Annotated in this window: 18 protein-coding genes; 8 read left to right on the forward strand and 10 right to left on the reverse strand. The window is 69.1% G+C overall.

Going from position 1 to position 22,516, the window contains the following annotated elements; genetic code table 11:
- Positions 1 to 5: 5 nt before the first annotated feature.
- A complete protein-coding gene (locus ACIRP2_RS23870; protein WP_404253421.1) occupies positions 6 to 3,296 on the reverse strand; it encodes a S41 family peptidase in 3,291 nt (1,096 codons plus the stop codon).
- Between the two features lie 165 nt (positions 3,297 to 3,461).
- Between ACIRP2_RS23870 and ACIRP2_RS23875 the strand changes: the two genes are divergently transcribed.
- Both ACIRP2_RS23875 and ACIRP2_RS23880 read left to right on the forward strand, forming a co-directional pair.
- Positions 3,462 to 4,034, forward strand: coding sequence for a TetR/AcrR family transcriptional regulator (locus ACIRP2_RS23875; RefSeq protein WP_404253423.1), 573 nt, complete (start codon positions 3,462 to 3,464; stop codon positions 4,032 to 4,034).
- A gap of 154 nt (positions 4,035 to 4,188) precedes the next feature.
- Positions 4,189 to 6,399, forward strand: a complete 2,211-nt coding sequence (locus ACIRP2_RS23880; protein WP_404253425.1) for an MMPL family transporter — start codon at positions 4,189 to 4,191, stop codon at positions 6,397 to 6,399.
- 233 nt (positions 6,400 to 6,632) lie between these two features.
- Here ACIRP2_RS23880 and ACIRP2_RS23885 read toward each other — a convergent pair whose 3' ends face one another.
- Positions 6,633 to 6,998, reverse strand: coding sequence for an SsgA family sporulation/cell division regulator (locus ACIRP2_RS23885; protein WP_404253427.1), 366 nt, complete (start codon positions 6,996 to 6,998; stop codon positions 6,633 to 6,635).
- Positions 6,999 to 7,178: 180 nt separating this feature from the next.
- Between ACIRP2_RS23885 and ACIRP2_RS23890 the strand changes: the two genes are divergently transcribed.
- The 5 genes from ACIRP2_RS23890 to ACIRP2_RS23910 all read left to right on the forward strand — a co-directional run bounded on the left by ACIRP2_RS23890 (position 7,179) and on the right by ACIRP2_RS23910 (position 11,794).
- Positions 7,179 to 8,237: an energy-coupling factor ABC transporter permease gene (locus ACIRP2_RS23890; RefSeq protein WP_404253429.1), complete on the forward strand. Its 1,059-nt coding sequence runs from the start codon at positions 7,179 to 7,181 to the stop codon at positions 8,235 to 8,237.
- Position 8,238: 1 nt separating this feature from the next.
- On the forward strand, positions 8,239 to 9,000 hold the full coding sequence (cbiQ, locus tag ACIRP2_RS23895; protein ID WP_376217541.1) for a cobalt ECF transporter T component CbiQ: 762 nt from the start codon (positions 8,239 to 8,241) through the stop codon (positions 8,998 to 9,000).
- A complete protein-coding gene (locus ACIRP2_RS23900; protein ID WP_404253431.1) occupies positions 8,997 to 9,767 on the forward strand; it encodes an energy-coupling factor ABC transporter ATP-binding protein in 771 nt (256 codons plus the stop codon). The genes cbiQ and ACIRP2_RS23900 overlap by 4 nt, the downstream gene beginning before the upstream one ends.
- Before the next feature lie 66 nt (positions 9,768 to 9,833).
- A complete protein-coding gene (locus ACIRP2_RS23905; protein ID WP_404253749.1) occupies positions 9,834 to 10,997 on the forward strand; it encodes a serine hydrolase domain-containing protein in 1,164 nt (387 codons plus the stop codon).
- Positions 10,994 to 11,794: an SDR family NAD(P)-dependent oxidoreductase gene (locus ACIRP2_RS23910; protein WP_404253433.1), complete on the forward strand. Its 801-nt coding sequence runs from the start codon at positions 10,994 to 10,996 to the stop codon at positions 11,792 to 11,794. Before ACIRP2_RS23905 ends, ACIRP2_RS23910 begins: the two co-directional genes overlap by 4 nt.
- 339 nt (positions 11,795 to 12,133) lie before the next feature.
- Here ACIRP2_RS23910 and ACIRP2_RS23915 read toward each other — a convergent pair whose 3' ends face one another.
- From ACIRP2_RS23915 to ACIRP2_RS23935, 5 genes are all read right to left on the reverse strand, one after another.
- Positions 12,134 to 12,985: an EamA family transporter gene (locus tag ACIRP2_RS23915; protein WP_404253435.1), complete on the reverse strand. Its 852-nt coding sequence runs from the start codon at positions 12,983 to 12,985 to the stop codon at positions 12,134 to 12,136.
- The gene (locus ACIRP2_RS23920; RefSeq protein WP_404253437.1) at positions 12,982 to 13,479 is read right to left on the reverse strand and encodes a YbaK/EbsC family protein; all 498 of its coding nucleotides are present in this window, start codon (positions 13,477 to 13,479) and stop codon (positions 12,982 to 12,984) included. The genes ACIRP2_RS23915 and ACIRP2_RS23920 overlap by 4 nt, the downstream gene beginning before the upstream one ends.
- Before the next feature lie 112 nt (positions 13,480 to 13,591).
- Positions 13,592 to 14,110, reverse strand: coding sequence for a hypothetical protein (locus ACIRP2_RS23925; protein WP_404253439.1), 519 nt, complete (start codon positions 14,108 to 14,110; stop codon positions 13,592 to 13,594).
- A 335-nt stretch (positions 14,111 to 14,445) separates the two neighbouring features.
- A complete protein-coding gene (locus ACIRP2_RS23930; protein WP_404253441.1) occupies positions 14,446 to 14,991 on the reverse strand; it encodes a hypothetical protein in 546 nt (181 codons plus the stop codon).
- Positions 14,988 to 17,156 (reverse strand): hypothetical protein, encoded by a 2,169-nt coding sequence (locus ACIRP2_RS23935; RefSeq protein ID WP_404253443.1) that lies wholly within the window; start codon positions 17,154 to 17,156, stop codon positions 14,988 to 14,990. Before ACIRP2_RS23935 ends, ACIRP2_RS23930 begins: the two co-directional genes overlap by 4 nt.
- Before the next feature lie 118 nt (positions 17,157 to 17,274).
- Between ACIRP2_RS23935 and ACIRP2_RS23940 the strand changes: the two genes are divergently transcribed.
- The gene (locus tag ACIRP2_RS23940; RefSeq protein ID WP_404253445.1) at positions 17,275 to 17,742 is read left to right on the forward strand and encodes a hypothetical protein; all 468 of its coding nucleotides are present in this window, start codon (positions 17,275 to 17,277) and stop codon (positions 17,740 to 17,742) included.
- Positions 17,743 to 17,792: 50 nt separating this feature from the next.
- Here the strand turns inward: ACIRP2_RS23940 and ACIRP2_RS23945 are convergent, their stop codons facing one another.
- The 3 genes from ACIRP2_RS23945 to ACIRP2_RS23955 all read right to left on the reverse strand — a co-directional run bounded on the left by ACIRP2_RS23945 (position 17,793) and on the right by ACIRP2_RS23955 (position 22,495).
- Positions 17,793 to 19,427: a penicillin-binding transpeptidase domain-containing protein gene (locus tag ACIRP2_RS23945; RefSeq protein WP_404253447.1), complete on the reverse strand. Its 1,635-nt coding sequence runs from the start codon at positions 19,425 to 19,427 to the stop codon at positions 17,793 to 17,795.
- Between the two features lie 276 nt (positions 19,428 to 19,703).
- Positions 19,704 to 20,204: a hypothetical protein gene (locus tag ACIRP2_RS23950; RefSeq protein ID WP_404253449.1), complete on the reverse strand. Its 501-nt coding sequence runs from the start codon at positions 20,202 to 20,204 to the stop codon at positions 19,704 to 19,706.
- Positions 20,205 to 20,728: 524 nt separating this feature from the next.
- Positions 20,729 to 22,495 (reverse strand): dolichyl-phosphate-mannose--protein mannosyltransferase, encoded by a 1,767-nt coding sequence (locus tag ACIRP2_RS23955; protein WP_404253451.1) that lies wholly within the window; start codon positions 22,493 to 22,495, stop codon positions 20,729 to 20,731.
- Between the last annotated feature and the right edge of the window lie 21 nt (positions 22,496 to 22,516).

The following is a 22,516-nucleotide window of genomic DNA, read 5'->3' on the forward strand; positions in this document are numbered from 1 at the left end:
TCCCCCTACCGCGGCGGCAGGGGCGGACGCCGTCGGTCCGGGACGTTGTCGTACGTCGGCGGGGTCGCCGCCGGATGCGCGGCGAGCAGGTCCAGCGCCACCCGTACCCCGTCGTCCAGTACCGCGTACCGTCCCTCGGCCCAGTCGAGCGGGGTGCGCAGTGCCTCCAGGTCCGGTTCGACGCCGTAGTTCTCGATCGACCAGCCGTACGTGTCGAACCAGGCCGCGTTCATCGGCACGGTGATCACCGTGCCGTCGCCCAGCCGGTGCCGCCCGGTCATGCCGACCACGCCGCCCCATGTCCGCTGCCCCACCACCGGGCCCAGTTTCAGCAGCCGGAACACTGCGGTGATCATGTCGCCGTCGGAGGACGTCGCCTCGTCGGCCAGGGCGACCACCGGGCCACGCGGCGCGTTGGAGGCGTAGCTGACCGGCTGGGCGTTGCGGGTCAGGTCCCAGCCCAGGATCGTGCGGGTGAGCTTCTCCACCACCAACTCGCTGATGTGGCCGCCCGCGTTGCCGCGCACGTCGACGATCAGAGCCGGGCGTGAGACCTCCATGCGCAGGTCCCGGTTGAACTGGGCCCAGCCCGAGCCGCCCATGTCGGGGATGTGCAGGTACCCGCACTTGCCGCCGCTCAGCTCCCGTACGACCTCACGGCGTTTGGCCACCCAGTCCTGGTAGCGCAGCGGGCGTTCGTCGACCAGTGGGACGATCGCGACCCGGCGCGAGGGGCCTGCGCCGTCGGCGGGCCTGAAGGTGAGTTCGACCGTGGTGCCGCCCGCCGCGGAGAGCAGCGGGTACGGGCCGGTCACCGGGTCGACCGGGCGGCCGTCGACATGGGTGAGGACCGCGCCCTCCCGGATGCCCGTACCGGCCAGCGGGGAACGGGCCTTGGAGTCGGAGGAGTCGCCGGGCAGGATGCGCCGGATCGTCCAGTCGCCGTCCCGGCACACCAGGTTCGCGCCGAGCAGCCCGATCGCGCGCTGGTAGTGCGGCGGGCCCTCGTTGCGGCGGGCCGGTGCCACGTACGCGTGCGAGGTGCCCAGTTCGCCCAGGACCTCGCGCATCAGATCGGCGAACTCGTCGGGGGAGGCGACCCGTTCGACCAGCGGGCGGTACTGGTCGAGCACACCGTCCCAGTCGATGCCGCACATGTCCGGTTCCCAGAAGTACGCGCGGATGATGCGGCCCGCCTCCGCGTAGGCCTGCCGCCACTCCGCCGCGGGGTCGACGTCGTGCAGGATGCGGCGCAGGTCCAGGTAGACCGTCGAGTCGGTGTCGGCGATCTCGGTGGCGGGGACGGCGCGCAGCTCGCCCTCGTCCATCACGACCAGTCGGGTCGCGTCGCCGCTGACCGCGAACGAGTCCAGGTGTCCGACGAGTTCGGTCTTCCTGGCCTTGGAGATGTTGAAGTGTTCGAGCGTGGGGCGGCCCGACATGTCCGCCGGGTTGGCGAACGTCTCGCCGAGCGCGCCCGAGATCGGCCAGCGCAGCCAGACGAGTCCGCCGCCGCTCACCGGATGCAGGGCCGAGTACTTCGACGCGGAGACCGGGAACGGCGTCACGCGGTTCTCCAGCCCCTCGAACTCCACCGTGACCGTGGACGGTCCCTCGCCCGTGCCGGCGTCGACGACGTCGTCGGCCGGGTCGAGACCGCCCGCCGCCGGGCGCCCCTCCGGGGACAGGGCGAACGGGGAGGGGGTCGCCGAGGAGAGCGGCACCAGGTAGGGGCGGCAGCCCAGCGGAAAGGAGAGGTCCCCGGTGTGCACGTCGTACACCGGGTCGAAACCCCGCCAGGAGAGGAAGGCGAGGTAGCGGCCGTCACCGGTGAAGACGGGGTTCTCGTCCTCGAAGCGGCCGTTGGTGACGTCGACGATCACCGGCGATCCCGTCCCCAGGATGCGGGCCAGTTTGATCTGACGCAGCGAACGGCCGATCCCGGGGTGCGCCCAGGTCAGCCAGGCACCGTCCGGGGAGAACGCCATGTCGCGGACGGGGCCGTTGATGGAGCGGATCAGTTCCACGGGCTCGCCCGTGGACGTCTCCTCGTCGGTGTCCAGGAGCAGCAGCCGTCCGTCGTCGGTGGCGATGGCCAGGCGTTCGCCGTCCGGGTCGGCGATCAGTTCCTGGACCCTGCCGACGTGTCCGGAGGCCAGTCGGCGAGGCTCGCGGTCGCCGCTGGCGCGCGGCAGGTACGCGATCTCGATCGCGTCCTCGCCCTCCGCGTCCGTGACGTAGGCGACCTGGCCGCCGCTGCCGAGCATCTCCGGCAGCCGGACCCGGACCCCCGGGGTGTCGGCGATCGTCCGGGCGGGGCCGTCGCGGTGGGTGAGCCAGTACAGGCTGCCGCGGACGCAGACGGCGCTGGCCCGGCCCGTCTCGTCCACGGACAGCGAGTCGACGTTGGTGGCGGCCGGCACCTGGTACGTACGTCGTCCGGCGCGCGGCCCGCCGAGCCGTACCTCCAGCTTCCGTGGCACCGCGTCCGGCGACGCCAGGTCGTCCACCAGCCACACGTCGCCCGCGCACTGGTAGACGACCCGGTGCCCGTCACTGGACGCGTGCCGGGCGTAGAAGGCGTCGTGGTCCGTGTGGCGGCGCAGATCGCTGCCGTCGGGTCGGCAGGAGTACAGGTTGCCGACGCCCTCGTGGTCGGAGAGGAACGCGATCCGGCCGCCGACGAACATGGGCGAGTCGAGGTGCCCGCCGATGTCCGGAAGCAGCCGCTTGCCGTGCAGCCACAGCCGGCCCATGGCGCCGCCCCGGTACCGCTTCCAGGAGGCCGGTTCGTGCGGCGGCTTGCCGGTCAGCAGCAGGGTGCGACGCTCGCCGTCGATGTCGGTGACGGCGATGTCGGAGACGGGCCCCCAGGGCAGCTTGCCGCCGGGGCTGCCGTCGGTGGGGACGGCGTAGGCCCAGGAGATGTGTGCGAACGGCTGGTTGTGCGAGGACACGGCGAGGATCTGCGAGGCGTCCCCGGGGTCGGGGGTCCAGCCGCAGACCCGGGCGTCCGTGGACCCCCAGTAGGTGAGCCGGCGCGCCGGGCCGCCCTCGACCGGCGCGAGATGGATCTCGGGGTCGAGGCTGCGCCAGGTCGTGTAGGCGATCCTGGTGCCGTCGGGCGAGAACCGCGGATGACCGACCCGGGTCCGGTCGACGGTCACCCGCCAGGCGCGGCCGGGCCGCTGCCCCTCCGGGGCGAGGGGAGCGACCCAGAGGTCGTCCTCGGCCGCGAAGCAGAGCAGATCGTCGTGGATGTGCGGGAAACGGAGATACGCGACGTCGTCACTCACCCTTCAATGCTTTCCGCGTGCGTGGGCCCCGGCAACTTGTGGTGCGGAACACAAGCGAAACGATTTCGTTTCGCTGGGCGGGCGGGGTACCGTCGATGTGTACGAAACAGTTTCGTTCGATTGACTGATGTACGAGACCGAGAAGCGGGAACGAGAGGTCGGCACATGGCGCGCACCCGGCTCACACCCGAGCGTGAGAGCGAGCTGTACGCCGCCGTGCTCGACCTGCTTCGCGAGGTCGGCTACGACGCCCTGACCATGGACGCCGTCGCCGCCCGTACCCGTTCCAGCAAGGCCACCCTCTACCGCCAGTGGGGGAGCAAGCCCGAGCTGGTCGTCACCGCGCTGCGGCACAACAAGCCGGTGTCCCTCGCGGAGATCGACACCGGATCGCTGCGCGGCGACTTCCACGCCGCGCTGAGCCGCAGTGACGACTGTCAGATGGAGAAGAACTCCGCGCTGATGCGGGGCCTGAGCCATGCCGTCCACGACAATCCCGATCTGCTCCAGGCCCTGCGCGACCTGCTGATCGAGCCGGAAGTGACCGGCCTCGACACGCTGCTGCGCCGAGCCGTGGACCGGGGTGAACTGCGTCCGGACAACCCGGCGCTGAAATATGTACCGCACATGCTGGTCGGTGCCTTCGCCGCTCGGCAGCTGGTCGAGGACCGCCCCGTCGACCAGGCGTTCCTCATCGACTACGTCGACTCCGTGATGCTCCCCGCGCTCGGAGTCTGACCCCCAGTCCCCTTCGCGCGACCCGTTCCCCTCGCACGGCCCGTCCCCTTCGCACGGCCCCCTCCCCAAGCCCCACCTGACACGCCGCTCTCGTCGTCGGGCTGGTTCCACACGCCCTTTTTCACTCACACGACCTGACCGGGAGTACGCCTCCGTGGCCACATTCCTCTACAAACTCGGACGGCTCGCCTTCCGGCGCCGCCGCTATGTCGCCCTGATCTGGGTGGCACTGCTGGCCCTCGCCGGATTCGGCGCGGCCTCCGCGTCCACCGCCACCTCCAGTTCCTTCTCCATCCCGGGTACGGAGGCGCAGAGGGCCTTCGACCTGCTGGAACAGCGTTTCCCCGGCGCCAGCGCCGACGGTGCGACCGCGCGGGTCGTCTTCAAGGCCCCCGACGGCCAGAAGATGACGGACCCGGCGAACAAGGCCGAGGTGAACAAGATCGCCGGCGAGCTGAAGTCCGGCTCGGACCAGATCGCCTCGGTCACCGATCCGTACACCGGGAACGCCGTCAGCAAGGACGGCTCCACGGCGTACGTCTCCGTGTCCTACAAGGTCAACTCCATGGAGCTGACCGACGGGACGCGCAGCGCGCTGGAGGACGCGGGCCACGCGGCGCAGAAGAGCGGGATGACCGTGGAGATCGGCGGTGACGCGCTCCAGGCGATGCCGGAGACCGGGGCCACCGAGATCATCGGTGTCGTGATCGCCGCGGTGGTGCTGGTCATCACCTTCGGATCGCTGATCGCCGCCGGGCTGCCGCTTCTCACCGCCCTGATCGGGGTCGGTATCGGGGTCTCGACGATCACGGCGCTCGCGAACGTGCTCGACCTGGGCTCCACCACCTCCACCCTCGCGATGATGATCGGCCTCGCGGTCGGCATCGACTACGCGCTGTTCATCGTCTCCCGCTACCGCGCCGAACTGGCCGAGGGCCGGGAGCGCGAGGAGGCGGCCGGGCGGGCCGTCGGCACGGCCGGCTCCGCGGTCGTCTTCGCCGGTCTCACCGTCGTCATCGCGCTGGTCGGCCTCGCCGTCGTCAACATCCCGATGCTCTCGAAGATGGGCTTCGCCGCGGCCGGCACGGTCGCGATCGCCGTCCTCATCGCGCTCACCCTGGTCCCGGCGGTGATGGGCTTCGCGGGCAAGCGGGTCATGGGACGCAAGGCGCGCAAGGCCGTCGAGACCGAGAACCGGCCCGAGGCGAAGCCGAACATGGGCACCCGCTGGGCACGGTTCGTGCTGCGCAGGCCGGTGTGGGTGCTGCTGGTCGGCGTCCTCGGCCTCGGCGCGATCGCCGTGCCGGCCGCGTCCCTGGAGATGGGCCTGCCCGACGACGGCTCCCAGCCCACCAGCACCACCCAGCGGCGCGCCTACGACCTGCTCTCCGACGGCTTCGGCCCCGGTTTCAACGGGCCGCTGATGGTGGTCGTCGACACCGCGCACAGCTCCGACGGCAAGACGGCCGCCAAGCAGGTCTCCGACGAGATCTCCGGCATGCCGGGCGTCGTCGCCGTCACCCCGGCCCAGTTCAACAAGGCCGGCGACACCGCGATGATCACCGTCGTCCCGAAGGACCGGCCGAGCTCCACCGAGACCGAGAACGTGGTCCACGCGATCCGTGACGCGGGCAAGGACATCAGGTCCGACACCGGCGCCGAGGTCCTGGTCACCGGTTCCACGGCGATGAACATCGACTTCTCGCAGAAGATGAACGACGCGCTGCTGCCGTATCTGGCGCTCGTCGTCGGCCTGGCGTTCCTGCTGCTGATGCTCGTCTTCCGGTCGGTGCTGGTGCCGCTGAAGGCGGCCCTCGGCTTCCTGCTCTCGGTCGTGGCGGCGCTGGGCGCGGTCGTCGCGGTCTTCCAGTGGGGCTGGCTCGGCTCGCTCTTCGGCGTCGAGCAGACCGGCCCGATCATGTCCATGATGCCGATCTTCATGGTCGGCGTGGTCTTCGGTCTGGCGATGGACTACGAGGTCTTCCTCGTGACCCGCATGCGTGAGGCGTACGTCCACGGCGAGAAGCCCGGCCAGGCGATCGTCACCGGCTTCAAGCACGGCGCCCGGGTCGTCACGGCCGCGGCCGTGATCATGATGGCGGTCTTCGCCGGCTTCATCGGCTCCAGCGAACAGATGATCAAGATGATCGGATTCTCGCTCGCCATCGCCGTCTTCTTCGACGCGTTCGTCGTCCGGATGGCGATCGTGCCCGCGGTCCTCGCCCTGCTCGGCAGGCGCGCCTGGTGGCTGCCGCGCTGGCTGGACCGGCTCCTGCCGAACGTGGACGTGGAGGGCGAGGGGCTGCGCGAGCAGCTCGGCGAGAAGCCCGGCGCCGAGGGCGAACGTGAGCCGGCCCTCGTCTGAGCCGGGCCCGGCGTCCCGGCCGTACGGTCCGGGCCGCCACGGTCGGGCCGCGGAGCCTTCGGGATCCGGAGCCGGTCCGTAGAGCCTCCGGGGTCCGTGTCTGAGCGGAACGCGGCCCCGGACGCGCCGGTTACCTGTGGGGACGGGGGCCGGGGCAATGGCGGAAGCCCCCGTGCGAGCCGCACGGGGGCTTCCGTGCGCGTGCGAGTGTGTGTACGTCGGGCGCGTGCGGGTCACGCGGGTGCGTGGGTACCGACGCCCTCGTCGTCGACGGTCTCGTCGTGCGTACGGTGCAGGAACCGGATCAGCGGAGCGTTGTCGAACTGCACCACCTCCACGCCCTCCTTCGAGCGGATCTCCACGACCAGCTGGGTCCGTCCGCACGGCCACACCCGGATCCCGCCGCGTTCGGCGGGGGAGAGCAGGCCGCGTTCCAGCAGGTCGCGGCTGAACGACCAGTCGATGCCGCCCGGGAAGGCGACATGGACGGTGCGCGGATCCTTGTCGGCGTCGTACAGCAGATCGACGGGTACCGCCGGGAGGTCGGGGGTGTCATTGACGAGCCAGGCTTCGGCCTGTTCATGGATCACGGGGGGCATGGGCCGACTCCTCCTTTTGTCCACCTTCGTCATCCAATGTCGCATATTTTCCACAAGGGGCGCGGCGAGGTCGGTTGTGACGTACCCGCTCTTGCGAACTGTTTGCAACAAGGTCCTATCATTGAGCGGTTAACGACACGGTCCGCAGCAACGCGGCATCGCAGAAGGCGGAGCCCCTCCATGCATGTACCCGACGGATTCATCAACGCGCCCGTCTCCGCCGCCGCCGGGGTCGTCGCCGCGGGTGCGGTCGCCGTCAGTCTGCGGGGTGCGCGCCGGGAGCTGGACGAGCGCACCGCGCCGCTCGCCGGCCTCGTCGCCGCGTTCATCTTCGCCGTGCAGATGCTGAACTTCCCGGTCGCGGCGGGCACCAGCGGGCACCTGCTGGGCGGGGCGCTCGCGGCCATCCTGGTCGGGCCCTTCACAGGGGTGCTCTGCATCTCCGTCGTACTGCTCATGCAGGGCGTCCTCTTCGCCGACGGCGGTCTCACCGCGCTCGGTGTGAACGTGCTCGACATGGGCATCACGACCACCGTCGTCGCGTACGCCCTCTTCCGCGGGCTGGCCGGCGTGCTGCCGCGCACCCGGCGCTCCGTGACGGTCGCGTCCTTCGTCGCCGCCCTGGTCTCCGTACCGGCCGCGGCCGGCGTGTTCACGCTGATCTACTGGATCGGCGGCACCACCGACATCCCGATCGGCAAGGTCTTCACCGCGATGGTCGGGGTCCACGTCCTGATCGGCATCGGCGAGGCCGTGATCACCGCACTGACCGTCGGCGCCGTCATCGCCGTACGCCCCGATCTGGTCCACGGAGCCCGCGGACTCACCGCCCCGCTCAAGCTCCGGGTCGAGGGCGAACTCGTCGACGCCCCCGCCCGGCAGCCCGTCGCCCCCGTCGCCGCCCGCTCCACCAGGGGCATCTGGGTCACCGGTCTGGTCACCGCCGTCGTCCTGGCGGGATTCGTCTCCTTCTACGCCTCCGCCAGCCCCGACGGCCTGGAGAAGGTCGCCGCCGACCAGGGCATCGACAAGAAGGCCGAGGAGCACGCGGCCAAGGACTCCCCGCTCGCCGACTACGGCGTCAAGGACATCAAGAACACCCGCGTCTCCGGCGGTCTCGCCGGAGTGATCGGCGTCGGTGCCACGATCGTCGTCGGCAGCGGGGTCTTCTACGTGCTCCGTCGCCGCCGTGCCACGGAGGCGACCGTCGGAACGCCGCGCACCGGGGAAACCGTCTGACATGGGCGCCGGACACGCACACAGGCTCTACCGGCACGGGCACTCGCCGGTCCACGACCTGCCCCCGCACTGCAAGCTCGCCGCCGCCTTCCTCTTCGTCGTGGTCGTCGTCTCGACACCGCGCGAGGCGATGTGGGCGTTCGCGCTGTACGCGGTACTGATCGGCGCCGTCACCGCGCTGGCCCGCATCCCCGCGCTCTTCCTGCTCAAGCGGCTGCTCATCGAGGTGCCGTTCGTGGCGTTCGCGCTGCTCATGCCGTTCGTGGTGCCGGGCGAGCAGACCCATGTCCTCGGTCTCTCCGTCAGCGTCCCCGGCCTCTGGGGCGCCTGGAACGTCCTCGCCAAGGGCACCCTCGGCGTCGCCGCCTCCGTACTCCTCGCCTCCACCACCGAGCTGCGCTCGCTGCTGCTCGGCCTCCAACGGCTCAGGCTGCCGTCGCTGCTCGTCCAGATCGCCTCCTTCATGATCCGGTACGGCGACGTGATCACCGACGAGATGCGCCGGATGTCGATCGCCCGCCGCTCCCGCGGCTTCGAGGCGCGCGGGATACGACAGTGGGGTGTGCTCGCCAAATCGGCCGGCGCGCTCTTCATCAGGTCGTACGAGCGCGGCGAACGCGTCCACCTCGCGATGGTCAGCCGCGGCTACGCGGGTTCCATGCCGGTGATCGACGAGGTAACGGCTTCCCGGACCCAATGGGCCCACGCCGCGGCACTCCCCGTCCTCGCCCTCGTCATCTGTCTGTTGGGATGGACCGTATGAGCATGCCCACCGCCCCCGCGCCGTCCCTGGAAGTCAGTGGACTCGCCTACGCCTACCCCGACGGCCATCAGGCGCTCTTCGGAGTGAACCTCACGGTCGCCCGAGGCGAACGCGTCGCCCTGCTCGGCCCGAACGGGGCCGGCAAGACCACTCTCGTCCTCCATCTCAACGGCATCCTCGACGCCGGCGCGGGCACCGTGCACGTCGCCGGTCTCCCGGTGGACAAGCGCAACCTCGCCGAGATCCGCCGCCGCGTCGGCATCGTCTTCCAGGATCCCGACGACCAGCTCTTCATGCCCACCGTCCGCGAGGACGTCGCCTTCGGGCCCGCCGCCTCCGGTCTGCGCGGGGCCGAACTGGAGGAACGCGTCACCGACGCGCTGCGGCAGGTCGGCATGGAGGAGTACGCGGACCGCCCGCCGCACCACCTCTCCTTCGGCCAGCGCCGCCGCGTCGCCGTCGCCACCGTCCTCGCCATGCGGCCGGAGATCCTCGTCCTGGACGAGCCGTCCTCCAACCTGGACCCGGCCTCGCGGCGCGAGCTCGCCGACATCCTGCGCTCCCTGGACGTCACCGTGCTCATGGTCACGCACGACCTGCCGTACGCCCTGGAGCTCTGCCCGCGCGCGGTCGTCCTGAGCGAGGGTGTCATCGCCGCCGACGACCGCACCCAGGACCTGCTCTGCGACGAGGAACTGATGCGCACCCACCGTCTGGAACTGCCCTTCGGGTTCGACCCGCGTTCCGTGACGGTGAACATGAGGTGACCCGCCCCGCGTCCCACCTGCGACGGGATGCACCATGGGGGGATGAGCGGGAGCGCAGGAGCAGGCGTGGACGTACGGGGCACGGTGGCGGCCGGATTCGAACCGGTCAGGGATGCTTTCGTCCGTAACTTCGAGCAGCGCGGCGAACGCGGCGCCGCCGTCACGGTCTACCGGGACGGCCGCAAGGTCGTCGATCTGTGGGCCGGTACGAGAGACGTCGACGGAGCCGAACCATGGGCCGTCGACACCGTGCAGATCGTCCGCTCGGCGGGCAAGGGCATAGCCGCCGCCGTACCGCTGCTGCTGCACCAGCGCGGCCAGGTCGATCTGGACGCCCCGGTCGGCACGTACTGGCCGGAGTTCAAGGCCGCGGGCAAGGAACGTGTGCTCGTCCGCCACCTCCTCGCCCACCGGGCCGGAATCCCCGCCCTCGACTGCCCGCTGACGCCCTCCGAGGCGGCCGACGGGATCTCCGGTCCACAGGCCGTCGCGGCCCAGCGTCCCCAGTGGGAACCCGGCACCGATCACGGCTACCACGCCCAGACCTACAGCTGGCTGATCGGCGAACTGGTACGCCGGGTCACCGGCCGCACCGTGGGCCGCTGGATCGCCGAGGAGATCGCCCGCCCGCTCGGCCTGGACTTCTGGTTCGGCCTCCCGGCCGACGAGGCGCACCGGGTGGGCCGCATCGGCCCCGTCGAACCCCCGGCCGCCGCGGGCGACGGCGGCGCCCTGCGGGTACGCCCCAAGCGGTCCGTCGTCGAGGCGTACCGCGACCCGGAATCCCTCACCCGCCGCGCCTTCGGGGCCATCGACCCGCTGCCCGACGAGAACGACCCCGCCTACCGGACGGCCGAACTTCCCGCTTCCAACGGCATCGCCACCGCCCGAGCCCTGGCCCGCTGCTACGCGGCGATGATCGGCCCGGTCGACGGCCACCGCCTGTTCGCCCCCGCCACGCTCACCCTCGCCCGCACCGAGGAATCGGCGGGCCCGGACCGGGTCCTGGTCGTGAACACCCGTTTCGGCCTCGGCTACATGCTGCACGGCCCGGCGGCCCCGCTGCTGGCCCCCGGCTCCTTCGGTCACCCCGGCCGGGGCGGCTCGCTCGGCTTCGCCGATCCCGAATCAGGCATCGCCCTGGGATATGTGACGAACGGTCTGCAGAAGGGAGTTACCGCCGACCCCCGTGCCCAGGCCCTGGTCAGGGCAGTACGGTCGGCGCTATGACTCCTCCTCACCCTGCGGGTGCACGGTTCGACGGATACGGCGTTCTCATCACCGGAGCGGGCCAGGGCATCGGCGCGGCCACGGCCCGCCGACTGGCCTCGGAGGGCGCGCGCGTCCTGGTCACCGATCTGGACGGCGATCGCGCCGAACGCACCGCCGCGGAGATACGCGAGACGGGCGGGACGGCCGAGTCGCTGCCCTGCGACGTGGCCGACCGGTCGGCCGTCGAGGCGGCGGTGGCCCACGTCGTCGCCGCCTTCGGCTCCCTCGACGTGCTGGTCAACAACGCGTACGCCTGCGCCGTCGACGCACCGCTCTTCGAGGACGAGCCCGACGAGGCGTGGCAGCGCGATCTGGACATCACGCTCACCGGCCCCTACCGCTGCGCCCGCGCCGCCCTGCCGCACCTGGTCGCCTCCGGCCGGGGCGCGATCGTCAACATCGGCTCGGTCAACGGCGAGCAGGACTTCGGCAATCACGGCTACAGCGCGGCCAAGGCCGGCCTGGGCAGCCTGACCCGCACTCTCGCGGGCCACGCGGGACCGCGCGGCGTACGCGTCAACATGGTCGCGCCCGGCACGATCCGCACGGACGCCTGGGCGGGCCGGGACGCCGAACTGTCCAGGGTGAGCGGCCTCTATCCGCTCGGCCGGGTCGGCGAGCCGGACGACATCGCGTCCGCCGTCGCCTTCCTCGCCTCGCGCGACGCGGCCTGGATCACGGGGACGACGCTTCGGGTGGACGGCGGGCTCACCGCGGTGAACTACGGCTTCCGCCAGGCGGTTTCGGGGGAGTAGCGCGGCCCGCGCCCCTGCCGCCGGGGTCCGGCCGCACCCGTGCCGTATGGCACGTCGGGGCTCGGGGGCCACGTTTGCGCGAAGGGGTGGGTGACGAGCCCCCGAGCCCGTCGCCCACCCCTTCGAGTGAGAGGTCCTGACTGTTGGCCACGGGGGTGTCGTCGCCCACGCTGCGCCACAGCCGGTCGGAGCTGGGCCGGGTGCTCCGGCTGCCGTCGTCGTACCTGTTCAGGCTGAGGGCGAGGTCCTTGTCGACCACGGGCCGGTACATCCACCAGCCCGTGGGGGTGTCGCCGACCTTCGCACCGATCAGGCTTGGATCCGGGTATGCCGTCCCGCTCAACTCGTGTGCAGCATCAGCCCGATGCCGACCACCATCAGCCCCGCCGCCGCGATGCGCGGTGCGCCGAACCGTTCCTTGAAGAACAGCGTTCCTATGGCTGCGCCGACGATGATCGACGATTCCCGGAGCGCCGCGATCGGGGCCAGCGCCGCCCGGGTCTGGGCCCACAGCACCAGGCCGTACGCGGTCACCGAAAGCGCCGCGCCCAGCAGCCCGCGCGCGGCGAACGGGCGGAGCCGGGTGACGAGTTCGTCGCGGTGGCGGTGGAGCGCGTAGGCCGGGATGGCCAGTCCTTCCAGGATCATCAGCCAGGCGATGTAGCCGAGCGAGGTGCCGGAGGCACGCACTCCGACTCCGTCCACCGTGGTGTATCCGGCGATGGCCAGGCCGGTCGCGACGGCGGCCAGCAGTGCCGGCCAGTCCGGCCGCCTGCCGGAGCCGCGGATGCCCCAGAGGGCGAGCCCGACCAGCCCCGCCGAGGCCACCGCGACGCCCGCCGTGGCCCAGCCGTCCGGGTTCTCACCGACGAAGACGGCGGCGAGCACCGTGACCACCAGCGGCGCCGTGCCACGGGCGATCGGATACATCTGGCCGAAGTCGCCCAGGGTGAACGAGCGCATCAGCAGCATCATGTACGTCACGTGCAACGCGGCCGAGACGAGGAGATACGGCCAGGCCCCGGCGGCGGGGAAAGGGACGAAGCAGGCCGCCAGGGCACCGATCAGTACCCCGCCCCCGGAGATCAGGGTGAAGGAGAGGAGCTGATCCTTGATCGCGTGCGCGATCGCGTTCCAACTGGCGTGCGTGACCGCGGCGATCAGGACGGCGAGGGCGACCAGCGGCGTCACTTCGACTGCTCGCGCACATCCACCACGGTTCCGCCGGCGTGCGCGATCAGCGACTTGGGGTCGAGGGGGAAGACCGTGTACGGGGTGCCCGCCGCCGCCCACACCACGTCGTGGTCGAGCAGCGCGCGGTCGGCCAGCACCCGGGTCCGCGTGCGGTGCCCGAAGGGCGGTACGCCCCCGATGGCGTACCCCGTCGTCTCCCGGACCAGGTCCGCCCCGGCCCGCTTGACCTTCCCGGCGTCCAGTTCACCGCGTACGAGCTCCACATCGACGCGTGAGGAACCGTCCATCAGGACCAGCACCGGGACACCGTCGGCCTCGAAGATCAGGGACTTGACGATCTCGCTGAGTTCGCAGCCGATCGCGGCAGCGGCCTCGGCGGCGGTACGGGTGGCCTCCGGGAACCGGCGGATCTCGACCTGGAGGCCGAGCTCCCTCAGGGCCTCGGCGAATCGGGGGTGGGCTTCGGCGGCGGTGGTGTCAGGAGCGCTCATGCCCCGCACGCTAGCGAACGCGGCGCGGGGCGCGCGACGGAGTTGCGCACGTGCGGGGCCGGTGACGGTCCACCTGGCGGAGTGATGTGATCGGGCGGACGCCGCCGGGTGGCTATGCGCCGCACTTCACCTTGATCAGCTCGGGGACGTAGCCGCGGACGAAGGCGTCGATCTCCTTGCGCTGGGTCCTGGTGCTCTCCCTGTCCCACGACCGTTCCCCGACGGCGAACTCGGTGATGAGATATTCATTTCCGCGGGCGTGGCAGGGGATGGCCATGAGTGCTCCGTCCTCGGCGACCTGCGCACTGGACACGTTGCTGATATCTGCCTTTTCGGGATTCTTGAGCCGAAGTGATCCGTGCTGGGCCAGGCCGGGTATGTCAACGCTTCCGGATTCTCGGTACACGGCGATCCTCAGGGCCAACTTCTTGTCGACATTGATAATGCAACTCCCTCTGGAGTCCGGCTTCTTGTCGAAGTCTCGCGGGTACTGCTCGATCTTCTTACCCGTGGGAAGGAGTGGCTCGGTGACTTCTGAAGGAACTTCAATGTCGCAAATTTTATCGGGTGTTGCGTATCTGTCTGTCGGCCAGGCAGAGCAACCGGCGATCAGCGTCGCGGCAGCAGTCATCGCAAGGATGAGGCTCGTCCTTTTCGTGATCCCTTACCTGCCAGGCTTCGGGCGGTAGCACTTCCGTCCTTGGCTGCGCTGTCGTATTTTCGGTGGTTACGTAGGGCCGCTCCCCGTTCAGTGCACTCGTATTCTCCCGCCGCCAGATGTTGGCCAACTCCGTTATGCGGCTTTCTCCGTTGGTGTTGACCTCCACGTTGCCCCGCGCGTGCCGGGATTCGGTTTGCGCCGCTTCCTGGCGAACGGGGTTAAAGATCACACGACGGAAACGAGATCGTTGTGAACGTCCGGCTTGCGGGGAGCTCCGTTCCTTCGCTCGGGTCAGTACGGCGCGGCTACGCGTCGCACTTTGCCTTGATCAACCCGGGAACGTAGGAGCGCAGGAATGTTTCGATTTCCTGGTTCCGGTCCTTCACGGACTTAGTGGTCAACCGGTTCTTGCCCAGGGTCAGTTCAGTGATGAGATCCTCCTCCCCGTGGCTGAGGCAAGGGCTGCTCAAGAGCGCTCCGTCCATGGCGATCTGAGCGGTGGAAGTTCCGTTGATGTCAACATCCCGTGGGTCCCTGAGCTTCAATGAACCCTCCCTGGCCAATTGGGGTATATCAATTGTCCCCGATGTCCGGTGAAATGCGATCCTCAGTGCCTGCTCATTGTCGATCTCGATTTTGCACACCCAGTCGGTTTCAGGCTTCGTGCCGTAGTCCCTGACTGTCTGTTCGAATTTGCCGCCTGCAGGCAGCAGTGGTTTTATGAGCGATCGGTCGATGGTGATATCACAGATTTTTGCGGAGATGACGTAGTCGTACGAAGGCTGTGCGGAGCAGGCCGAGATCAGGTACCCTGCCAGGGTGATACCGGCAACGGTTCGCATTATTCTCATGACTGCTTGCCCGCGAGCCCTCGGGCGGTTACCCCACCGTCGGTGGCCGATGAGGCGATCTTGTCAACCGTCACGTATGGCTTTTCCCCGTTGGCGACATCGGGATTCTCCCTTCTCCAGATATTTGCCAACTCCGTGATGCGAGCTTCGTCGCCAGTGTGTGTCTCGATGTTGTCCCGTACATTTTTCGATTCGATTCGACCCGTTTCATCTTCGAGCCATTTACTTGTCAGGACGTCTATTTCTCGCTGAGCCGCATCGCCCACTTGAGGGATGAAGTTGACCAGGCCGCCCCATCTGTGATAGTCCATCTTCGCTTCCCATGCGGCCTTGCTCTTCGCGTCATCTGCATCCACCTGAAGCCCTTGGTACCGGGCTTCTTCGAGGAATCCCACCGTTCGACCGGCTCGTCTCCAGGATTCCTCCGGGTCCGTGTTTCCGGACTGCATTGTGTGGAATATTTCGTGATTAATGGAATCCTGGAGAGTTAGATATGAGTATCGATCTCGGGAGATTTGTTTCGATACTTCGAGGACCTGGCTGCGGTCTATGGGGCTCTCGCTGTCATTGTGTGCGCTTGTGGCGGCATGGACCTCGTCCCCGTAATTTCCCATGACGACTGCCATGGACATACGCAAACTCGGCGGGAAATCGTTCTTCTCGTCGGAGAGATGCTTCAATGCGCCTTCGAAAACTCGGTTGTTCGCATCCGAGTGAGCGACATAGCCACCTCCCGAGTCGTTGGGATCGATTCCCGTGGTTCCGGCTACAAGCGCAGCCCCGAACCCGGCTCTGGTTTGGGCATCCTCGATGTCGCTTCCGCTCAGCGGGTCGCCCCACATGCTGTCGGGGTCGTGGGGATTCCGCATGACGGGATGGCCGTCGACGACATCCCAGTCCCGCTTTCGTGCCAGGTATTCCAGTCGGTCGTTGCCGGTCTTTTTGCCGTCGTCGGGATCGGGGTCGGACTGCGGGTCGAGGAACGAGGCCGACGCCTCGGGGTCCTTGCTCATGATTCCGAGCAGTCCGTCCAGCGGGTCGTTAGCGAACCACTCGTCCCGGGGTGTGGTGAACCGCTTGGGTAGATCCCAGTTGTCGTTGCCCTTGTCCGCCTTCTCCGCCGCGATCATGTCGTCGCCGAGGTCATGCATGAAGCGGTCCGAGTACCCCTCGCCGTGTTGCATCAGGGTGACGAGTGACTGGTATCCCCGGACCTTCTCGCCCTGCCACTCGAACCGCTTCATGCCGGCCTCCTGCATCCCGGCGTGCCAATCCTTGTAGAAGCGGGACTTCGGATCCTGCGTCGCGGTGGACAGGGCGTTGGCGAAACCCTGCTCGACTCCCAGGTAATGCGCCTTGTTCCCGGTGTCCGAGTCGTAGGCGAAGGTGTTGAGCTGGTTCGTCAGCTGGATCGTCTTCTCCGGGCCCAGATGATTCAGCAGCATCTGGCTGAACACCTTGTCGCCCGCGTTGTCGCGCTGAAGCCGCTCCCACTCCTCGAGGTCCGTCGGCTTCTTCCCGGCGAGCACCTCGTCCGCGTACTTCTGCGCCTCGCGAGCCTCCACCACTTCGATGTCGCCCACGGCCTGCGCGTTGAACTCATGTTCGCGGCCCGCGATCTGGTCCATGGTGCGTTCGATGAACGACTTGATGCCTGCCGCATCGCGAAGGGCCAGCTTCGCGCCTTGGTCCGCGTCGTCGACGGCCTGGACGGCCGTGGCCACCGCGCCCGTCCAGGCGGCTTCCTGCATCATGCGAATCGACGCCTCGCTGATGACGCCGCCCTGGGAGCCCTTCGCCCGCTCCTCGTCGTAGTGGGCCCGGCCCTGCGCGTCTATATGCATGTGGGCGCCCTTGGCCGACTCGACCAGGTCCTTCAGCGCTCCGATGCGTTCCACGAACTGGCCGTGGATGTCCCGCAGAATGCCGGCTATCGCCCGCGCCTCGACCTCGGCTGCGTGGAACTGCTGGCGTGTCGCCTTGAGATGGGCGTCGGCCGCGTCCGCGCTGACCCCCACCCAACTGTCGCCTGAGGCCACGCTCTGGACGCTTCCACCGTACGCCTCGCCCACGCGGTCAAATCCGTCGGCCATTTCCTCCCAGGTTGCCGCCGCCGTGGTCAACGGGGCGAGACGCACCGTGAGTACGTCCTGATAGCTGAGCATCCTTCTCCCGTGGGTCGGCGGCGCGTGTGCTCCGTGCGAGAGCCCGCGGCGTCGCCCCGGCCCCCGCTGCCTGATCGTGTCACGCCGAGATCGTTAGGGTAAAGGAGTGTTCAAGTAGATGAGTGGGGGCACCATGGACTTCGGCGATGAATGGGCCGCACACAAGGCGGCGGCCGCGCGATCCCTGGGCGGGAGTGACACGCGACTCAACGGCGTCGGTGCCGGCGGCGCGGGCGGGGCGTCCGGTCCCGCCGACCTCAAGACGAATGCGGCGGCGAAGAGCGCGGCCGCCAACGCCCTGAGCGAGACCATCCGGCCCGGCACAAAGAAGGCGGGCAGCCATGCCGATGACGACTCGGCGGCGGTGGTGAACGAGTTCACCGGCTGGCAGACCGGAGCCGGGCTGAAGGAGGCCCACGAGGAATGGGAGCGGCAGGTCGCCCATCTCCAGGCGAGGCTGGCGAAGGAGCAGAGCGGTCTGCAGAGCGCGAAGCGGGACTTCCAGTACGTCGACCACGAGGTGGAGCGTCCGCTGTCCCGCATTGCCGCGCTCGGCCGGGACGCGGGCGACCACCGTCGGGCCTGACCGTCCGGCCGGAGACGTCCGTCGGCCCGGCCCGACCGGCAACCGGGATCTCACGACCCCGCGCGCAGCACCGCCGCCACCACCGGGCCCGCCGCGTCGCCGCCGTGGCCGCCGGACTGGACCACCGCCGCGGCGGCCAGGTCGTTGCTGAAGCCGGTGAACCAGCTGTTGGAGGTGGCCTGGCCGTCCACCTCCGCCGAGCCCGTCTTGGCGCCCTTGTCGCCGCCGACCGAGGCCATGGCGGCCTTGCCGGTGCCCCAGCTCGCGGTCTGGCGCATCATGTCGGTGAGCTGCTGGGACACGGACGGGGACAGCGACCGGGAGGCGGTGGCGATCTGCCGGCCGTCGAGGTCCCGGTCCACGAGGATCGGCTGACGGAAGGTGCCGTTCTTCGCGGTGGCGGTGATGGACGCCATGTTGAGGGCGTTCATCTGGACGGTGCCCTGGCCGATGTACTGGGCGGCCGCCTCGCCCTGGGTCTCCTCCGGCACACTGCCGTCGAAGGTGACCACGCCGGTCTGCCAGTTCAGGCCGATCCCGAAGACGTCGCGGGCCTCCTTGGCGAGTGCCGCGTCGTCGTTCGCGTCGTCGATCAGCTTGATGAAGGCGGTGTTGCAGGAGCGGGCGAAGCTGGTCGTCAGGGTGCCGTCGGGGATGGAGAAGCCTTCCAGGTTCTTGAAGGTGCGGCCGTAGTACATCACCGTCGGGGGGCACTCGATCTTCTGACCGGCCGAGGTGAGGCCCTTCTCGATCAGCATCGCCGCCGTCACGATCTTCATCGTCGAGCCGGGCGCCTGCTTGCCCTGCAGCGCCGCGTTGAATCCGGTGGCGGGGTTGTTGGCGACCGCGCGGATCGCGCCCGTGGACGGGCGGACCGCGACCACCGAGGCCTGGCTGAACTTCTTCACGGCCACCTCGGCCGCCGCCTGGGCGTCGGCGTCCAGGGTGGTCTGCAGCTTGCCCGGCCTGCCCTTGGCGAGGGTCAGCAGGGTCTTGTCGGCGCTGCCCGCGTCCGGGCTCTCGATCCAGGTCTCGATGCCCGCGGTGCCTCCGGCCTTCTCGCCGTACTTCTCGCGCAGGGTGTCCAGGATGGACCCCAGAGACGGGTACTTCTCCTTGGTGAGCACCTTGCCGTTGTGGTCGACCGCCTCGATCGCCGGCGCGGACGCCTCGCCCGTCTTGAGCGACGCGCCCTTCGTCAGATCCGGATGGACCACGGAGGGAGCCCAGTCCACCAGCGGCCTGCCGGTGGTCAGGCCGCGCACCACGGTCAGTTCGGAGGAGTACGACCAGGGCTTGGACCTGCCCTCGAAGGAGACGGTCGCCTTCACCGTGTACGGCACCTTCGAGCCGACCGCCGGACCGGGAGTGATCACGGCCTTGGTGACATGGGCGCTTTCGCGGTAGTCCGTCAGCACCGGTTCGGCCTCGGTCGCGTTGTTGGTGAGCTGCGAGGCGACCGTCGCGTCGCCGTTCGCCCAGGCCTTGAGGAACTTCTTCGACGCCTCGTCGATCTCCGCCTCGGTGACCGGACCCGTCCTCACCTTGACGGCGGTGGACTCGGTGTCCGTGCCACCGCCCCCGCCGCCCAGTCCGTCCAGGACGTTGTACGCGCCGTACCCCACCCCGCCGACCACGACCGCGAACACTCCGCCGACCATCGCGACCTTCGCTCCACTGCGCATCCTTGCAGTCCCCCTCCCCAGGAGTTCCCCCTTGAACGTGTTCAAAGAGATGCTGCTGGGCACCCTACGGGACGGCGGCGACAGCCGAGATGGTTGTTATAGGAAAGCGATGCGTGGGGCATGAATACACCGGTCGAATCCAGGCGTGCCGCACATATCGGGGCGTGCCGGTCCCGGATTCAGGTGTCCGGCCGCTTCCGGCCCGCCGGGAATGGGCGTTCCCGCGTGGATCGGCCGGAATTGACCCCCGTTCGTGCGGCGGGGTGCAGTCTCGACTCACGCGGTGGAACTCTCGCCCTGTGATGCCTTCTCGACCCGGTCGACAAGTGTCTCCGCGATCGGCTGGATGTCCCTGGGCTGTTTGAGTTCCTCCCCCAGGATGCCTATCACGACCTTGTCGACGCGCATGACGACCTGGGACTTGTAGACACCGGAGTCGCTTGTGGAATACGCCTCGGTGTCCTGTGCGCCCGCGTCGATTTTCACCGGCTGGGGTGACTCTCCTTTTCGCCCCGCCCCCACGAGATTCTTCATGACCTTCTTCGCACCCTCGGGGGAGTCGAAGGAAAAGACGAACACATCTGCCCTGTGCTCGCGGTCCCCCTCGGGCCGATTCACCGTTCCTTCGTCGTACGAGTCGGACCCCATGGCGACCAGGCCGGCAGATGTGCACGTGACGGCCATCGCCGAGCAGTCGTCGAGAGCATCCTTTGCGTCACGCACCTTGGGATCCGCTTCGCCGCGCCACCCGGCAGGGAGGCTCTCGCGGTCGGGCATGGCGCTGCGCATCTGTCCTGGCGTGAGCCCGACTGCCGAGCCGCTACCGTCTCCCCCCGCACAGGCGGTCAAGCCGGTTGTGCCGACCCATGCGAGAGCCGCAACCCGAAGCCATACGCGCACAGCAACTCCCCACCCTCATGGCGTCCTTGACTTCACCAGTGAAGCCCATCCACTTCTCGGGCACCACGAGTACGGCAGCAGTGCCGCAGCGTGCCGGCCGTTGGGCGTCAAGGGTCCCTGCCCATGCGATCGGCCTTCGACGGCGCGAGCTGCCGGCAGTCGGAGTCCACCGACATTCGGCCAAGCTCCGAGGTCGCGGGACAACGGGGATGACTGTCACGGAGGGAGTCGGGTCGGTCTGCCCGGCAGGCGCCCAGGTCGTCTGCGGGTCGTCTGCGGGCCGTCTGTGGGCCGTCTCTGGGCCGTCTGTCGGCCGTCCAAGGGGGCCGACGGACACCGATGATGGCCGACAACCACCGGGAGGCCGCAGCCGATGGCCGCGCTCTCCCGGTGTTCCGGCACTAGATCCAGGTGTCCAGCCACATCCGGTCCCGCCAGGAACCGTCGGGAATGGGCGTTCCCGTGTAGATCGGCCAGAAATAGATGAAGTTCCAGATGATCAGCAGCACCAGCACGCCCGCCGCGACCGCCCCCAGCGCCCGCCGCCGCTCCCCGGACGGATCGCCGGACAGCAGACCGCGTTCCCTCACCGGCCCGGTGTCCGCCCCCGGACCCAGCAGGGCGCCGATCATCATCGTCACCGCCAGACACAGGAACGGCACGAACACGACCGCGTAGAAGAGGAAGATCGTCCGCTCCTGGTAGAAGAACCAGGGCAGCCAGCCCGCCGCCACGCCGCAGGCGATGGCCCCCGCCCGCCAGTCGCGCCGGAAGAACCAGCGCCACAGCACGTACACCAGGGCGAAGCACGCCGCCCACCAGAGCAGCGGCGTCCCGAGGGCCAGCACCTCGCGGGAGCACTTGCCGGTCTCCGACGCCGCGCAGCCCGGCTGCTCCTCCCAGAAGTACGAGACGGGCCGGCCGAGTACGATCCAGCTCCAGGGATTGGACTGGTACGTGTGGCCGGACGTCAGATTCACATGGAATTCGTAGACCTGGTACTCGTAGTGCCACAGACTGCGCAGCCAGTCCGGCAGCCACGTCCAGTTGCCACCCCTGCCCTCGGTCTGCGCCCAGTCCCGGTAGTAGCCCTTGCCGGTGACGATCCAGCCGGTCCAGGAGACGAGGTACGTGAGGATCGCGACGGGGACCGTCGAGACGAACGCCGGCAGCAGATCCCGCTTCAGCACCGCCGTGTACGGACGGACGGCCCCCGCCGTCCGCCGCGCGCCCACGTCCCACAGCACCGTCATCAGACCGAAGCCGGCCAGGATGTACAGACCGTTCCACTTGGTCGCGAAGGCCAGCCCCAGCATCAGGCCGGCGACGAGCCGCCAGGGGCGCAGGCCGAGGCGCAGATTCTCCGCGACCTCGACATCGGGGCGCAGCACCCCCTCCTCGTCGACCGGCAGTGCGGCGGCGAGTCTGCGCCGCGCCCAGTCCCGGTCGATCAGCAGCGCGCCGAACGCCGCCAGCACGAAGAACATCAGCACCAGGTCGAGCAGCGCGGTGCGGCTCATCACGAAATGCAGACCGTCGACGGCGAGCAGCGTGCCGGCCAGGCATCCCAGGAACGTCGAGCGGAACAGACGCCGACCGATCCGGCACAGCATCAGCACCGACAGCGTGCCGAGCACCGCCACCATGAACCGCCAGCCGAACGGCGTGAAGCCGAAGATCTGCTCACCGAGGCCGATGATCCACTTGCCGACCGGTGGGTGCACCACATAGCCCGGATCCACCGGGACGGGCACCTTCGACGGATCGGCGAGGATCAGCTTGTCGATGTCCTTGGGCCAGTTGCCCTCGTACCCCTGGTTGATCAGTGCCCAGGAGTCCTTGGCGTAGTACGTCTCGTCGAATATCAGGGCGTGCGGGCTGCCCAGGTTCCAGAACCGCAGCACACCGGCGACCAGCGCCACCAGCAGCGGACCGCCCCAGGCGGACCACCGCACCAGGCGCGCGGCCAGGGGCGGGGAGATCCCGAGTACCGCCCACAGCTGGGCGCCGGGCCGGGCGTACGGCGGAACCAGTCGTTCACGCAGCCCGATCCCGGGCCGGGGCGCATGGCCGAAGCGGCGCAGCCGCTGCTGCCAGGAGGTCGCTTCTTCGCCGTGCGGTTCCCCGGCGTCTTGGCCCTGCCGGGCTTCGGGCGCAGTACTCGTCACCGCGCCATCGTAGGGAACGCG

This window comes from Streptomyces sp. NPDC101194 (assembly GCF_044767885.1).
In the GTDB taxonomy this organism is placed as follows: Bacteria; Actinomycetota; Actinomycetes; order Streptomycetales; family Streptomycetaceae; genus Streptomyces.

Coding starts and splice junctions, on each gene's coding strand:
- ACIRP2_RS23875 (WP_404253423.1), top strand. CDS start 3,462: ATGGCGCGCACCCGGCTCACACCCGAGCGTGAGAGCGAGCTGTACGCC.
- ACIRP2_RS23885 (WP_404253427.1), bottom strand. CDS start 6,998: ATGCCCCCCGTGATCCATGAACAGGCCGAAGCCTGGCTCGTCAATGAC.
- ACIRP2_RS23890 (WP_404253429.1), top strand. CDS start 7,179: ATGCATGTACCCGACGGATTCATCAACGCGCCCGTCTCCGCCGCCGCC.
- cbiQ (WP_376217541.1), top strand. CDS start 8,239: ATGGGCGCCGGACACGCACACAGGCTCTACCGGCACGGGCACTCGCCG.
- ACIRP2_RS23900 (WP_404253431.1), top strand. CDS start 8,997: ATGAGCATGCCCACCGCCCCCGCGCCGTCCCTGGAAGTCAGTGGACTC.
- ACIRP2_RS23910 (WP_404253433.1), top strand. CDS start 10,994: ATGACTCCTCCTCACCCTGCGGGTGCACGGTTCGACGGATACGGCGTT.
- ACIRP2_RS23920 (WP_404253437.1), bottom strand. CDS start 13,479: ATGAGCGCTCCTGACACCACCGCCGCCGAAGCCCACCCCCGATTCGCC.
- ACIRP2_RS23925 (WP_404253439.1), bottom strand. CDS start 14,110: ATGACTGCTGCCGCGACGCTGATCGCCGGTTGCTCTGCCTGGCCGACA.
- ACIRP2_RS23930 (WP_404253441.1), bottom strand. CDS start 14,991: ATGAGAATAATGCGAACCGTTGCCGGTATCACCCTGGCAGGGTACCTG.
- ACIRP2_RS23935 (WP_404253443.1), bottom strand. CDS start 17,156: ATGCTCAGCTATCAGGACGTACTCACGGTGCGTCTCGCCCCGTTGACC.
- ACIRP2_RS23940 (WP_404253445.1), top strand. CDS start 17,275: ATGAGTGGGGGCACCATGGACTTCGGCGATGAATGGGCCGCACACAAG.
- ACIRP2_RS23945 (WP_404253447.1), bottom strand. CDS start 19,427: ATGCGCAGTGGAGCGAAGGTCGCGATGGTCGGCGGAGTGTTCGCGGTC.
- ACIRP2_RS23950 (WP_404253449.1), bottom strand. CDS start 20,204: ATGCCCGACCGCGAGAGCCTCCCTGCCGGGTGGCGCGGCGAAGCGGAT.